We start from the raw sequence: 13532 nt of genomic DNA, 5'->3' as shown, positions 1-13532 counted from the left end.
GGTGGGGCCCCTGTGACAGGTCTGTGACAGTCGGCGGACACGTCCATGAAGTCACCCCGGCAGTCTTTTGGTCACGGGCAGGGCGGCAGACCGAACCGGCCCGGTACGACCGAACCACCGGAAGTCCACAACGGGGAGCGCGAGATGAACACGCTGCACAGCATCAGCACCAGCGCCGTAATCACGCGTCTGCACGATGTGAACCGGGGGTCCGAGAAGTCCGGTGCCGTGAGCGGGCGGGGGTGCGCTCGCGGCACCGGGCGTCAGCACACCGCGTACATGACGGTGGTTGACGGACACGCGGGGGAGAACAAGGGAGCGCACGGGGGATCCGCGTACAGGGAGGACTCGGGGGAGCAGCGGCGCTCCCTGACGGAGGCGGAGTTCACCGCCTACGTCCAGGAGCGCCGCGCCTCCCTGTACGCCACCGCCTACCACCTGACCGGCGACCGCTTCGAGGCCGAGGACCTGCTGCAGAGCGCGCTGTTCTCGACGTACAAGGCGTGGGACCGGATCAGTGACAAGGCGGCGGTCGGCGGATACCTCCGCCGCACCATGACGAATCTGCACATCAGCGCCTGGCGGCGCCGCAAGCTCAACGAGTACCCGACCGAGGAACTGCCGGAGACGCCCTCCGACACGGACGCGATGCGCGGCACCGAACTGCGCGCGGTCCTGTGGCAGGCGCTGGCCCGACTGCCCGAGCTGCAGCGCACCATGCTGGTGCTGCGCTACTACGAGGGCCGTACGGACCCGGAGATCGCGGAGATCCTCGACATCAGTGTCGGCACGGTGAAGTCCAGCATCTGGCGGTCGCTCCGTCGGCTGCGCGAGGACGAGGTCCTCAGCTTCGGCCGTGACGAGGAGGACGCCTTCGGCGAACTGGTCGCCTGAAGGCAAGGGGTCACTGGGGGGTGACCCGAGGGGGACACGGGGGAGAACGGGAACCACCGGGGGGTGGGTCCACGGGGGACGAACGAGGGAGGGGAATCGGGGGAACGGGGGAAAGAGGGAGCGGGACTGGAGGGCCGGGGGGTCCGTCCAGTCCCGCTTTCTTCGTGTGGGTTTCCTTCGCGCGGGCGGGAGCCCTACGCCGCCGACTGCTGGTGTGTGTGCCGTCCCGCCGCCGCGGCGGCCAGCCGGCCCAGCGCCTCGTCCCGGCCGCACGGATGCGCGCCCAGGGCCACCTGGCGGGTCACGATCGACCGCTCCGTGCGCATCAGCCGCCAGCCGCGGCGCAGCAGGAACGGCACCGACTTGCGCCCCTCCTTCAGGTCGCGCAGGAAGCGGCGGCGGAAGGTGGTGACGGAGCCCCGGGTCAGGCACAGCGCGTCCGCCAGCACCCCCAGTTCACGGCAGCGCTCGACGATCTCCGCCGCGAAGATCCCCTCCGCGACGAACAGCGGGGTACGGCCGATGCGCAGCGTCTCCGCGCCGGTACGGGCGCTCCGCCCGATGTCGTACACCGGCACCGGTGTCGACCCGGTGGCGCACAGCTGGGCGATGGCCTCGACGGCGACGTCCGCGTCCCAGGACCGCGGGTGGTCCCAGTCGATGTCCGAACTCCCCTCCACCAGGGGCAGAGTCGGGTCGTCGCCCTCCTTGTAGAAGTCGTCGAGGCGCAGCACGGGGAGCCCGGAACGGGCGGCGACGAGGGACTTGCCCGAGCCCGAGGGGCCGCACAGCAGCACGACACGGGCGGGGGACGGGAGATGAAGGCTCACGGAACACCAGTTTGACGCATGGCGGGCCGCCTGCCGACCCCGCGGGTCGGCTTTTGAGCGTGACCCTCGCCTCAACTACTCTTCGTGTCGAACTCGTTACCCAACGCAATGCAAGGTGGCCCCCAGATGGCACGACACGCGTCCCCCCTCAACCACAGCGCGAAGCGCGCCCTGATCGTCCTCGCGACCGCCTCGGCGGCGCTGGGCGCGGGGGTGGCCACGGCGTCCGCGGACGCCGCTCGCGCCGCGGAGGCACCCGGGCACACCGCCCTGCTCGGGGCGACGTCCCCGGCGGCCGGCACCCAGGTGCCGGGGCTGACCGACTACGCCGCCGTGCCCCTGGAGGCGCTCCAGTACACCCCGATCGCCCACACCCGGGTCCTTCCGGTGGACGAAGGCGACCTCGCCAGCCTGACCGGACCGCTCGCCCGCACGGGCCCGATCGGCATCGTTCCGGTGACGGAAGGGCTCGGCGGGGTGCTGGGCGGCATGGCCGGGATGCGGTAGCCGGCCGTGGACGAGAGAGCCGCGCCCTCCCCGGACGGAGGGAGGACGCGGCTCTCGGTCGTGCGGGCCGAACCGGCCCGGTGCGGTGGTGTCCCGGTCAGTACGACGAGCCCGACGCGCCCAGCGAACCCGTCGGGTGCCAGACCGTCTTGGTCTCCAGGAACGCCGTCAGCCGGTCGATGCCCGGCGTGTCGAAGTAATCCACAGCCTGTGGACGGAGCGTGCGCTTCAGATTGTCGGCCGCCGCGATCTCCAGCTCCTTCGCCAGCGCCTCGTCGGCGCCCGCGAGGTCGATCGCGTTGACGTCCTGGTGCGCGGCCAGCGGCGCCGCGATCTCCGCCGTACGGCCGGACAGGACGTTGACCACGCCGCCGGGCACGTCGGAGGTGGCCAGCACCTCGGCCAGGGAGAGGGCCGGGAGCGGGGACTTCTCGCTCGCGATCACGACCGCCGTGTTGCCGGTGGCGATCACCGGGGCGACGACCGAGACCAGGCCCAGGAAGGACGACTTCTGCGGGGCCAGGACGGCGACCACGCCGGTCGGCTCGGGCGAGGACAGGTTGAAGAACGGGCCCGCGACCGGGTTGGCGCCGCCGGTCACCTGGGCGATCTTGTCGGTCCAGCCCGCGTACCAGACCCAGCGGTCGATCGCGGCGTCCACGACCGCGGCCGCCTTCGCCTTGGACAGGCCCTCCGCGTCGGCGACCTCGCGCACGAACTGCTCGCGGCGGCCCTCCAGCATCTCCGCGACGCGGTAGAGGACCTGGCCGCGGTTGTACGCCGTCGCGCCGGACCAGCCGCCGAACGCCTTGCGCGCGGCCACGACCGCGTCACGGGCGTCCTTGCGGGATGCAAGCGGAGCGTTGGCCAGCCACTTGCCCTTGCCCGCCGCGCCGGCGGCTGATGTCTGCGTGGTCACCTCGTACACCCGGCCGCTCTCGGAACGCGGGAACTTCCCGCCGACGTACAGCTTGTAGGTCTTGAAGACCGACAGTCGCGGTTCGGTCTTTTCGGTCTTCTCAGACATCGAGGTACGCCTCCAGGCCGTGTCGGCCGCCCTCGCGGCCGAAGCCCGACTCCTTGTAGCCGCCGAACGGCGAGGTCGGGTCGAACTTGTTGAACGTGTTGGACCAGATCACGCCCGCGCGGAGCTTGCTCGCCACCGCCAGGATGCGGGAGCCCTTCTCGGTCCAGATGCCCGCCGACAGGCCGTACTGCGTGTTGTTCGCCTTGGCGACCGCCTCGTCCGGCGTGCGGAAGGTGAGGACCGACAGCACCGGGCCGAAGATCTCGTCGCGGGCGATGGTGTGCGCCTGGGTGACGTTCGTGAACAGCGTCGGGGCGAACCAGTAGCCGGAGGAGGGCAGTTCGCAGGCCGGGGACCAGCGCTCGGCGCCCTCCGCCTCGCCCTGCTCGGCCAGCGCGGTGATCCGGGCCAGCTGCTCGGCGGAGTTGATCGCGCCGATGTCGGTGTTCTTGTCCAGCGGGTCGCCGAGGCGGAGGGTGGAGAGCCTGCGCTTGAGGGAGTCCAGCAGCTCGTCCTGGACCGACTCCTGCACCAGCAGCCGGCTGCCCGCGCAGCAGACCTGGCCCTGGTTGAAGAAGATGCCGGTCACGATGCCCTCGACGGCCTGGTCGATCGGGGCGTCGTCGAAGACGATGTTGGCGCCCTTGCCGCCCAGCTCCAGGGTGAGCTTCTTGCGGGTGCCGGCGACGGTCCGCGCGATCTCCTTGCCGACGGCCGTCGAGCCCGTGAACGCCACCTTGTTCACGTCCGGGTGCGCGACGAGCGCGGCGCCCGCGTCGCCGTAGCCCGGAAGGATGTTGACGACACCCTTGGGCAGGCCGGCCTGGCGGCAGATGTCCGCGAAGAACAGGGCGGACAGCGGGGTCGTCTCGGCGGGTTTCAGGACGACCGTGTTGCCGGTCGCGAGGGCCGGGGCGATCTTCCACGCCAGCATGAGGAGCGGGAAGTTCCACGGGATGACCTGACCGGCCACGCCCAGCGGCTTCGGGTTCGCACCGAAGCCCGCGTGGTCGAGCTTGTCGGCCCAGCCCGCGTAGTAGAAGAAGTGCCCGGCGACCAGCGGGAGGTCCGCGTCGCGGGTCTCCTTGATCGGCTTGCCGTTGTCCAGCGTCTCCAGGACTGCCAGCTCACGGCTGCGCTCCTGGATGATCCGGGCGATGCGGAAGAGGTACTTGGCGCGCTCGGAGCCGGGCAGCGCCGACCACTTCGCGAAGGCCTTGCGGGCGGCCTTCACGGCGCGCTCGACGTCCTCGGCGCCCGCCTGGGCGACCTCGGAGAGGACCTCCTCGGTGGACGGGCTGACCGTCTTGAAGACCTTGCCGTCGGCCGCCTCGACGAACTCGCCGTCGATGAACAGGCCGTAGGAGGGCGCGATGTCGACGACGGCGCGGGACTCGGGCGCCGGTGCGTACTCGAATGCGGATGCGGATGCCATGGTGATCAGTCCACCGTCACGTAGTCGGGGCCGGAGTAGCGGCCGGTGGCCAGCTTCTGACGCTGCATCAGCAGGTCGTTCAGGAGCGAGGAGGCGCCGAAGCGGAACCAGTGGTTGTCCAGCCAGTCCTCGCCGGCGGTCTCGTTGACCAGGACCAGGAACTTGATCGCGTCCTTGGTGGTGCGGATGCCGCCGGCGGGCTTCACGCCGACCTGGACGCCGGTCTGGGCGCGGAAGTCGCGCACGGCCTGGAGCATCAGCAGGGTGTTGGCGGGCGTGGCGTTGACCGCCACCTTGCCCGTCGAGGTCTTGATGAAGTCGGCGCCGGCCAGCATGCCGAGCCAGGAGGCACGGCGGATGTTGTCGTACGTCGACAGCTCGCCGGTCTCGAAGATGACCTTCAGCCGGGCGCTCGTCCCGCAGGCCTCCTTCACGGCGACGATCTCGTCGTACACCTTCAGGTACTTGCCCGAGAGGAAGGCGCCCCGGTCGATGACCATGTCGATCTCGTCCGCGCCCGCGGCGACGGCGTCGCGCACGTCGGCCAGCTTCACGTCGAGGGCGGCGCGGCCGGCCGGGAAGGCGGTGGCGACCGAGGCGACCTGCACGCCGGAACCGGCGACGGCCTCCTTGGCGACGGCCACCATGTCGGGGTAGACGCAGACGGCCGCGGTCGTGGGGGTCGTCCGGTCCGTCGGGTCCGGGTGGACCGCCTTGGCGCCGAGCGCCCGGACCTTGCCCGGGGTGTCCGCGCCTTCCAGCGTCGTCAGGTCGACCATCGAGATGGCGAGGTCGATGGCGTACGCCTTCGCGGTGGTCTTGATGGAACGGGTGCCGAGAGATGCGGCGCGCGCCTCCAGGCCGACCGCGTCGACGCCGGGCAGCCCGTGCAGGAAGCGGCGCAGCGTGCTGTCGGACGCGGTGACATCCGAGAGAGCGTGAGCTGTGGGTGCGGTAGTGGGCATGGTCACCAGACGAGCATATCTACGCGCGTAGCGGATGTATAGCCCCGAGCTCGCTCACATCTGAGTCGGCTATCACGGATGAGCGCTGGACCGCGGGCTGAGGGATTGCATCCCGCAGGCTCAGGGATTGCATCCCGCGGGCTCACGGATTCCATGCCGCGCGCTCGGGGATTGCATCCCGATGCCCGGGCGATCGGCGAGGCGCCGCAGGCATGCGGCAGACTTGGGCCATGACCACCCCGGACCACCAGTCACCCGCGTCACAGTCGCCGGTACCCACGGCCAAGGACCGGATCTACCGCTCGCCCATGGCGCTCGCGGGCGGCGTGCTGTTGCTGCTCGTCGTCGGCTGGCTCGGCTTCGACGCGCTGTTCCAGGGCCATGGCCGCGCACCCTGGCTGGCGCTCGCCGGGATGATCCTGATCGTGCCGCTGGTGACCGCCTTCACGCTGCGTCCGGCGGTCTTCGCGAACGAGGACCGGCTGCGCATCCGCAACCCGTTCCGGGTGGTCGGCCTGCCCTGGGGCGAGATCGTCTCGCTGCGCTCCGGCTACTCCAACGAGGTCGTCGCCAAGTCCGGCCGCAAGTACCAGCTGTGGGCCGTCCCCGTCTCGCTGCGGGCCCGCAAGAAGGCGGAGGCCCGCAAGTCGCGCGCGGCCGCTGACGCGGCACGCGGCGGCGCCGCCCCGAGCCGCGGGCTCGGCGGCCTCGGTGTCTTCGGCGGCGCCGGTGACTCCGCCGCGGCGGACGGAGCGACTCGCGCGGACACCGACCAGGTCATGGACGAGCTGCGGGAGATGCTGGAACTGCGGGGCGAGGCGGAGTCGGCGCAGGGAGAGGTCACCGTGCGCTGGGCGTACGAGGTGATCGCCCCGGCGGCGGCGGGCGCGGTCCTGCTCGCGATCCTGCTGGCGACCGGCTGAGCGGGCCGGCGGCCACGCCGGAGGCGAAGGAGAGACGTCGGAGGCGAAGGAGATCGGACGCGAAGGAGGAAAGGGGTGCCCCCGGGCTGGGGGCACCCCTTCGGCGTGCGTACGGCTCAGAGGCCGGCGGCCGTCGACAGATCCCGCTTCAGCGCGGTCAGCAGCTGCGCCGCCTCCGCGTGGGCGGCCGGCAGACCTGCGTGGTCCGCGACCGGTACGACGACCTCCAGGTAGCACTTCAGCTTGGGCTCGGTGCCGCTCGGGCGGACGATCACCCGGGCGCCGTCGAGCGTGTAGCGCAGGCTGTCCGTGGGCGGCAGCCTGTCCGTGCCCTGCGTGAGGTCCTCGGCCCTGGTGATGGCCAGGCCCGCCAGCTCGGTCGGCGGCTGCTCGCGCAGGCGGCGCATCGCGTCCGCGATCAGCGAGAGGTCCTGGACACGGACCGAGAGCTGGTCGGTGGCGTGCAGACCGTGCTCGACGGCGAGGTCGTCGAGGAGGTCCAGGAGGGTACGGCCCTCCTCCTTGAGCTGCGAGGCCAGCTCCGTGATCAGCAGCGCGGCCGTGATGCCGTCCTTGTCGCGGACCCCCTCGGGGTCCACGCAGTAGCCGAGGGCCTCCTCGTAGCCGTAGCGCAGGCCGTCCACGCGGGCGATCCACTTGAAGCCGGTCAGCGTCTCCTCGTAGGGGAGGCCCGCCTTCTCGGCGATCCGGCCGAGCAGGGAGGAGGAGACGATCGACTCGGCGAACACGCCGGTCGCGCCCCGGCGGACCAGGTGGGCGGCGAGCAGGGCGCCGACCTCGTCGCCGCGCAGCATCCGCCAGTCGGCGCCGTCCCGGACGGCCACCGCGCAGCGGTCGGCGTCGGGGTCGTTGGCGATGACCAGGTCCGGGTCGGTGGCGTGGGCCTGCGCGAAGGCGAGGTCCATCGCGCCCGGCTCCTCCGGGTTGGGGAAGGCGACCGTCGGGAAGTCCGGGTCCGGGTCGGCCTGTTCGGCGACCAGCACCGGCTCGGGGAAGCCGGCGCGGGCGAACGCGGCCAGCAGGACGTCCCGGCCGACCCCGTGCATCGCCGTGTAGACGGTGCGGGCGGTGCGGGGCGAGCCCGCGGCGAGGACGGCGTCCGTACGGGCCAGATAGGCGTCCAGGACCGACTCGTCCAGGATGTCCCAGCCGGCCTCCGGGCGCGGTACGTCGTCCAGGGCGGCGATCGCGTCGATCTCGGCGGCGATCTCCGCGTCGGCGGGCGGCACGATCTGGGAGCCGTCGCCGAGGTAGACCTTGTAGCCGTTGTCCCGGGGCGGGTTGTGGCTGGCGGTGACCTCCACGCCCGCGACCGCGCCGAGGTGCCGTATGGCGAAGGCGAGCACGGGGGTGGGCAGCGGGCGGGGGAGCACGGCGGCGCGCAGACCGGCGCCGGTCATCACGGCGGCGGTGTCGCGGGCGAAGTCGGCGGACTTGTGGCGGGCGTCATAGCCGATGACGACGAGTCCGCCCGCCTGGCCGTTCTTCTTCAGGTAGGCGGCGAGGCCCGCGGCCGCCCTGATGACGACGCTGCGGTTCATGCGCATCGGGCCGGCGCCCAGCTCGCCGCGGAGACCCGCGGTGCCGAACTGGAGGGTGCCGCTGAAGCGGTCGGACAGCTCCGCTGTGTCACCGGCCTCGATCAGCTTGGCCAGTTCGTCGCGGGTCTCCGGGTCGGGGTCCTCGGCGAGCCATGCGTCGGCCCGTGCGATGAGATCGTGCACGTCTGGATCAACCTCTCCGTGTTTGCGTGGGCCACTGGGGGCTGTGCCCCCAGACCCCCGTTTCCCACCCGCCCACGCGAGAACGCGGGCTGAAAGCGGGCGACAGAACAGCGGGCTGCTTACAGCTTGCCCAGCACCTGGCCCAGCAGCTCGCCCATCCGTGCCGCCGAGTCGCGGCCCGCCTGGAGGACCTCCTCGTGGTTGAGGGGCTCGCCGGTCATGCCGGCCGCCAGGTTGGTGACCAGGGAGATGCCCAGCACCTCGGCGCCCGCCTCACGGGCGGCGATGGCCTCCAGCACCGTGGACATGCCGACCAGGTCCGCGCCGATGACACGGGCCATGCGGATCTCGGCCGGGGTCTCGTAGTGCGGGCCGGGGAACTGCGCGTAGACGCCCTCCTCCAGGGTGGGGTCGACCTCCTTGCACAGGGCGCGCAGCCGGGGGGAGTAGAGGTCCGTCAGGTCGACGAAGTTCGCACCGACGATCGGGGACGTGGCCGTCAGGTTGATGTGGTCGCTGATCAGGACCGGCTGGCCGGGGCGCATGCCCTCGCGCAGGCCGCCGCAGCCGTTGGTGAGGACCACGGTCTTGCAGCCGGCGGCCACCGCGGTGCGCACGCCGTGGGCGACGGAGGCGACGCCACGGCCCTCGTAGTAGTGCGTGCGGCCCAGGAAGACCAGGGCGCGCTTGTCACCGAAGGAGTACGAGCGGATCTTGCCGCCGTGCCCCTGAACGGCCGGCGGCGGGAAGCCGGGCAGCTCGGTGACCTGGAACTCGGCGTCGGGTGCGCCCAGGGCGTCGACGGCCGGAGCCCAGCCGGAGCCCATCACGAGGGCGACGTCGTGGGTCTCGGCGCCGGTCAGTTCGCGCAGGCGCGCGGCGGCGGCGTCGGCGGCGGCGTACGGGTCGCCCTGGATGTCGTCCGGAAGAAGAGATGCGTTCACGTCGACGAGAGTAGCTCCTCTTCGCCTACGCGCGTAGATGACAGAGCCCACGGGATGGCGATCGTTGTCTTGTCGTTTCCAACGAATGCCGCCGCCCCGCGGGCGGTGCGATCACTCATCGGCGATCACTCGTCGGTGATGAGGACGTCCTTGTCGTTGAAGACCTCGACGATGAAGATCAGCAGCCGGCCGCGGCTCACCGTGTACTCCACCAGGATGTTCTGCGTGAGCCGGATCGTGCGGTCGTCGCCGGTGGAGCCTATGGGCCGGGACACCGCGAGGAAGGGGTCGCGGGCCAGCAGGGCGATGCCCTTGTCGAACGAGTTCCGCTGCCGCTCGTCGAGGCGGTCGCGGGCCGCCGCGGCCTGGACCGTGTAGTAGACGTCGTAGGTGGTCGTGGGGGCCATGCGCTCTCCCGTGGATGCGTCCGTGCACTCGATTTTAGAGTCGGTGCCCCCTCAGCAGGGCCGTTTCCTCAGCTCCATCACATAGTCATGGGGCGCCCCGGCCGACTCCGCCGCGTCGGCGATCTCGCCCAGGTAGCGCGCCGAGGGCAGCCCGCCCTCGTAGCCGTTGAGGACGTACGTCCATGCCGTCTCCTCGCCTTCGAGGGTGTGCGCGCGCACCCGCACCCGGCGGTAGAGGTCCAGGCCCCCGCCCTCCCACCGGTCGAGGGACTCCTCGTCCATGGGCGCTATGTCGTACAGCCCGACGAAGACCTGGGCGAGCGGATCCTCGACGATCGTCGCCAGTGCACCCTCCCAGCCCAGCTGTTCACCGCCGAACGTCAGCCGCCAGCCGTTCAGCCAGCCCGTGGCGCGCAGCGGGGAGTGCGGGGCGCGGAACGACATCAGGCGCGCGTCGAGGTTGCCGGCGTACGCGGCATAGAGCGACATGAAGAGAGGGTACGGCAGGGAAAGTCCCGTCACTCGCGCCCCGGAAGGCACTCGTGTGTGCCCCCGGGCAGTAGCACCTTGAAGCGTGCGGGACAATGGGGTACGTGACTCGGATCGTGATCATCGGTGGCGGACCCGGCGGATATGAAGCGGCCCTGGTAGCCGCGCAGCTCGGTGCGGAGGTGACCGTCGTCGACTGCGACGGTCTGGGCGGAGCGTCGGTACTGACCGACTGCGTGCCGTCGAAGACCCTGATCGCCACGGCCGAGGTGATGACCACCTTCGACTCCTCCTACGAGGAGCTGGGCATCATCGTCGCCGACGACACCCCGCCGCTGGAGCAGGCCGCCCGGGTGGTCGGCGTCGACCTGGGGAAGGTCAACCGCCGGGTGAAGCGGCTGGCCCTCGCCCAGTCGCACGACATCACCGCGTCCGTCACGCGGGCCGGCGCCCGGGTCATGCGCGGGCGCGGCCGGCTGGACGGCATGCAGGGCCTCGACGGGTCCCGCCAGGTCGTCGTCACCGCCGCCGACGGCACCGAGGAGACCCTCACCGCCGACGCCGTCCTCATCGCGACCGGCGGTCACCCCCGTGAGCTGCCCGACGCCCAGCCCGACGGCGAGCGCATCCTCAACTGGACCCAGGTCTACGACCTCACCGAGCTGCCGGAAGAGCTGATCGTGGTCGGCTCCGGTGTGACCGGTGCCGAGTTCGCCGGCGCCTACCAGGCGCTGGGCTCGAAGGTCACGCTCGTCTCCTCCCGGGACCGGGTGCTGCCCGGCGAGGACCCGGACGCCGCCGCCGTGCTGGAGGACGTCTTCCGGCGCCGTGGCATGAACGTCATGGCCCGCTCCCGCGCCCAGTCCGCCAAGCGTGTCGGCGACCGGGTCGAGGTGACGCTGGCCGACGGCCGGGTCATCACCGGCTCGCACTGTCTGATGGCCGTCGGTGCCATTCCGAACAGCGCCGGGCTCGGCCTGGAGGAGGCCGGCGTCAAGCTGCGCGACTCGGGACACATCTGGACCGACAAGGTGTCCCGGACGACCGCTCCCGGCGTCTACGCGGCCGGCGATGTGACGGGCATCTTCGCGCTCGCCTCCGTCGCCGCCATGCAGGGACGTATCGCCATGTACCACTTCCTCGGCGACGCGGTGACCCCGCTGAACCTGAAGACGGTCTCCTCCAACGTCTTCACCGACCCCGAGATCGCGACCGTCGGCTACACGCAGGCGGACGTGGACGCGGGCAAGATCGACGCCCGGGTCGTGAAGCTCCCCCTGCTGCGCAACCCGCGCGCCAAGATGCAGGGCATCCGCGACGGCTTCGTGAAGATCTTCTGCCGCCCCGGCACGGGCATCGTCGTCGGCGGTGTGGTCGTGGCGCCCCGCGCCTCGGAACTGATCCACCCCATCTCGATCGCCGTCGACAACAATCTGACGGTCGAACAGATCGCGAACGCATTCACGGTCTACCCCTCCCTTTCGGGGTCGATCGCGGAAGTGGCCCGGCAGCTGCACACCCGCAAGGCGACCGCGGAGGCCTGATGACGTGCGCGGACTTCTCGCTGGTCACGGGGAGTTGCCGCGTGTGCGTACGGCATGGTCGGGGCGAGTAGGTCCTATACCACTTCCCGCCCCGCCATGCGAACAACTTCTGTTATTCGGCGCAAACTGCTGAAAGCAGACGGTCGCTGGGGTTACTGTCAGTTTCGTGTTCGCTGCTGAACGTCGCCAATTGATCCTCGAAATGGTGCGTGCGAACGGTGCCGTGTCGCTCCGTGAGCTCGCCCGCGTCGTCCAGACCTCCGAAGTAACCGTACGGCGGGACGTGCGGGCACTGGAGGCAGAAGGACTCCTCGACCGCCGGCACGGCGGTGCCGTACTACCGGGTGGATTCACGCGCGAGTCGGGCTTTCCGCAGAAGTCCCATCTCGCGACCGCCGAGAAGACGGCCATCGCCGACCTCGCCGCGGGACTCGTCGAAGAAGGCGAGGCCATCGTGGTCGGCGCGGGTACCACCACGCAGGAGCTGGCCCGCCGGCTCGCGCGGGTGCCCGGCCTCACGGTCGTCACCAACTCGCTCCTGGTCGCCCAGGCGTTGGCCCATGCCAACCGGGTGGAGGTCGTGATGACCGGTGGCACCCTGCGCGGCTCCAACTACGCCCTCGTCGGCTCCGGCGCGGAGCAGTCCCTGCAGGGGCTGCGCGTGTCCAAAGCCTTCCTCTCCGGGAGCGGCCTCACCGCCGAACGGGGCCTGTCCACCTCCAACATGCTCTCGGCCTCCGTCGACCGGGCCCTCGTCCAGGCCGCCGCCGAGGTCGTGGTCCTCGCCGACCACACCAAGCTCGGCACGGACACGATGTTCCAGACCGTGCCGACGGACGTCATCACCCGCCTGGTCACCGACGAGCCCCCGCCGCACGACGACCGTGCCGCCACCGAGTTGCAGGCACTCGCCGACCAGGGGGTGCAGATCGCCGTGGCCGGGGCGAGCGGGGCCCCTGCGGGGGGTGAGCAGGCCCCGGTGCGGCGCGCACCCCTGCCGGGGCCGCGGAGGGGGCATGTGGCGCTTCGGGCGGGTGCGGGGTTGGAATCGACGGGGGCCGAGCGGGGGCGGGTCGCTGATCTGCGGCGGCGGTGAGGGTGCGTAGTCGCAGTGCGGTGCCTGGTGGTTCGGCGGGTGCGGGTGCGTTGTCGCTTGTCGCGCAGTTCCCCGCACCCCTTGGCGGCGCTGCCCCTTAGGGACTCAAGCCGTGCCCTGAGCTTCGGGAAAAGGGCGACGCCCGGTAGACCGAGAAAGTCGGTCCGCCGGGCGTCGTTCGTAGAGCGTGCGGTCAGTCCTTGATCTCGCAGATCGAGGCGCCGGACGTGACGGAGGCGCCGACCTCGGCGGCGAGGCCCTTGATGGTGCCCGCCTTGTGGGCGTTCAGGGGCTGTTCCATCTTCATGGCCTCCAGGACGACGACCAGGTCGCCCTCCTTGACCTCCTGGCCCTCCTCGACGGCGACCTTGACGATCGTGCCCTGCATCGGGGAGGCGAGGGTGTCGCCGGAGGCCACCGGCCCGGACTTCTTGGCCGCGCGGCGCTTCGGCTTGGCGCCGGCCGCGAGGCCCGTGCGGGCCAGGGACATACCGAGGGAGGACGGGAGGGAGACCTCCAGTCGTTTGCCGCCGACCTCGACGACGACGGTCTCGCGGCCGCTCTCCTCGTCCGTCTCGGTGTCGGCGGGTGCGGCGAAGGGTTTGATCTCGTTGACGAACTCGGTCTCGATCCAGCGGGTGTGGACGGTGAACGGGTCGGTGGAGCCGGTGAGTTCGGGGGCGAAGGCGGGGTCCTTGACGACCGCGCGGTGGAAGGGGATGGCGG

At 71.2% G+C, this 13532-nt stretch carries 14 protein-coding genes; 5 read left to right on the top strand and 9 right to left on the bottom strand.

Features of this window, described 5'->3' with window-relative positions:
• The first annotated feature begins 144 nt into the window (after nucleotides 1-144).
• Nucleotides 145-894 (top strand): SigE family RNA polymerase sigma factor, encoded by a 750-nt coding sequence (locus IE277_RS38455; protein WP_189958389.1) that lies wholly within the window; start codon nucleotides 145-147, stop codon nucleotides 892-894.
• A 194-nt stretch (nucleotides 895-1088) separates the two neighbouring features.
• On the opposite strand, the gene IE277_RS38450 is transcribed toward IE277_RS38455, so the two are convergent.
• The gene (locus tag IE277_RS38450; RefSeq protein ID WP_229882280.1) at nucleotides 1089-1724 is read right to left on the bottom strand and encodes a uridine kinase family protein; all 636 of its coding nucleotides are present in this window, start codon (nucleotides 1722-1724) and stop codon (nucleotides 1089-1091) included.
• A gap of 126 nt (nucleotides 1725-1850) precedes the next feature.
• On the opposite strand from IE277_RS38450, the gene IE277_RS38445 reads away from it, so the two are divergent.
• Nucleotides 1851-2231 carry a hypothetical protein gene (locus tag IE277_RS38445; protein WP_189958388.1) on the top strand — a complete coding sequence of 127 codons (381 nt, stop codon included), beginning with the start codon at nucleotides 1851-1853 and terminating at the stop codon, nucleotides 2229-2231.
• Between the two features lie 97 nt (nucleotides 2232-2328).
• Here IE277_RS38445 and IE277_RS38440 read toward each other — a convergent pair whose 3' ends face one another.
• From IE277_RS38440 to deoC, 3 genes are read right to left on the bottom strand one after another with little or no spacing between them, the layout of a single operon-like run.
• Nucleotides 2329-3258, bottom strand: coding sequence for an aldehyde dehydrogenase family protein (locus tag IE277_RS38440; RefSeq protein ID WP_189958387.1), 930 nt, complete (start codon nucleotides 3256-3258; stop codon nucleotides 2329-2331).
• Nucleotides 3251-4693, bottom strand: coding sequence for an aldehyde dehydrogenase family protein (locus tag IE277_RS38435; protein WP_189958386.1), 1443 nt, complete (start codon nucleotides 4691-4693; stop codon nucleotides 3251-3253). Before IE277_RS38435 ends, IE277_RS38440 begins: the two co-directional genes overlap by 8 nt.
• Before the next feature lie 5 nt (nucleotides 4694-4698).
• Nucleotides 4699-5658, bottom strand: coding sequence for a deoxyribose-phosphate aldolase (gene deoC, locus IE277_RS38430; RefSeq protein WP_189958434.1), 960 nt, complete (start codon nucleotides 5656-5658; stop codon nucleotides 4699-4701).
• Between the two features lie 230 nt (nucleotides 5659-5888).
• Between deoC and IE277_RS38425 the strand changes: the two genes are divergently transcribed.
• Complete coding sequence (locus IE277_RS38425; protein ID WP_189958385.1) at nucleotides 5889-6581, top strand: PH domain-containing protein; 693 nt, start codon at nucleotides 5889-5891, stop codon at nucleotides 6579-6581.
• Between the two features lie 116 nt (nucleotides 6582-6697).
• Here the strand turns inward: IE277_RS38425 and IE277_RS38420 are convergent, their stop codons facing one another.
• The 4 genes from IE277_RS38420 to IE277_RS38405 form a co-directional block, all read right to left on the bottom strand.
• Nucleotides 6698-8326, bottom strand: coding sequence for a phospho-sugar mutase (locus IE277_RS38420; RefSeq protein WP_189958384.1), 1629 nt, complete (start codon nucleotides 8324-8326; stop codon nucleotides 6698-6700).
• Between the two features lie 119 nt (nucleotides 8327-8445).
• Nucleotides 8446-9270, bottom strand: coding sequence for a purine-nucleoside phosphorylase (locus IE277_RS38415; RefSeq protein WP_189958383.1), 825 nt, complete (start codon nucleotides 9268-9270; stop codon nucleotides 8446-8448).
• 125 nt (nucleotides 9271-9395) lie between these two features.
• Nucleotides 9396-9677 carry a type II toxin-antitoxin system RelE family toxin gene (locus IE277_RS38410; protein ID WP_189958382.1) on the bottom strand — a complete coding sequence of 94 codons (282 nt, stop codon included), beginning with the start codon at nucleotides 9675-9677 and terminating at the stop codon, nucleotides 9396-9398.
• A 51-nt stretch (nucleotides 9678-9728) separates the two neighbouring features.
• Entirely contained in the window at nucleotides 9729-10166 is a 438-nt protein-coding gene (locus IE277_RS38405) for a gamma-glutamylcyclotransferase family protein (RefSeq protein ID WP_189958381.1), read from the bottom strand.
• A gap of 95 nt (nucleotides 10167-10261) precedes the next feature.
• Here IE277_RS38405 and IE277_RS38400 point away from each other — a divergent pair, with 95 nt between their 5' ends.
• Both IE277_RS38400 and IE277_RS38395 read left to right on the top strand, forming a co-directional pair.
• Nucleotides 10262-11710 carry an NAD(P)H-quinone dehydrogenase gene (locus IE277_RS38400; RefSeq protein WP_189958380.1) on the top strand — a complete coding sequence of 483 codons (1449 nt, stop codon included), beginning with the start codon at nucleotides 10262-10264 and terminating at the stop codon, nucleotides 11708-11710.
• 166 nt (nucleotides 11711-11876) lie between these two features.
• Nucleotides 11877-12806, top strand: coding sequence for a DeoR/GlpR family DNA-binding transcription regulator (locus IE277_RS38395; protein ID WP_268252704.1), 930 nt, complete (start codon nucleotides 11877-11879; stop codon nucleotides 12804-12806).
• 193 nt (nucleotides 12807-12999) lie between these two features.
• Here the strand turns inward: IE277_RS38395 and IE277_RS38390 are convergent.
• A partial coding sequence (locus IE277_RS38390; RefSeq protein ID WP_189958379.1) for an acyl-CoA carboxylase biotin carboxyl carrier protein subunit occupies nucleotides 13000-13532 on the bottom strand: 533 nt, incomplete at its 5' end.

The organism is Streptomyces alanosinicus, assembly GCF_014650595.1.
In the GTDB taxonomy this organism is placed as follows: Bacteria; Actinomycetota; Actinomycetes; order Streptomycetales; family Streptomycetaceae; genus Streptomyces; species Streptomyces alanosinicus.
This window is presented reverse-complemented; position numbering and strand designations above follow the sequence as displayed.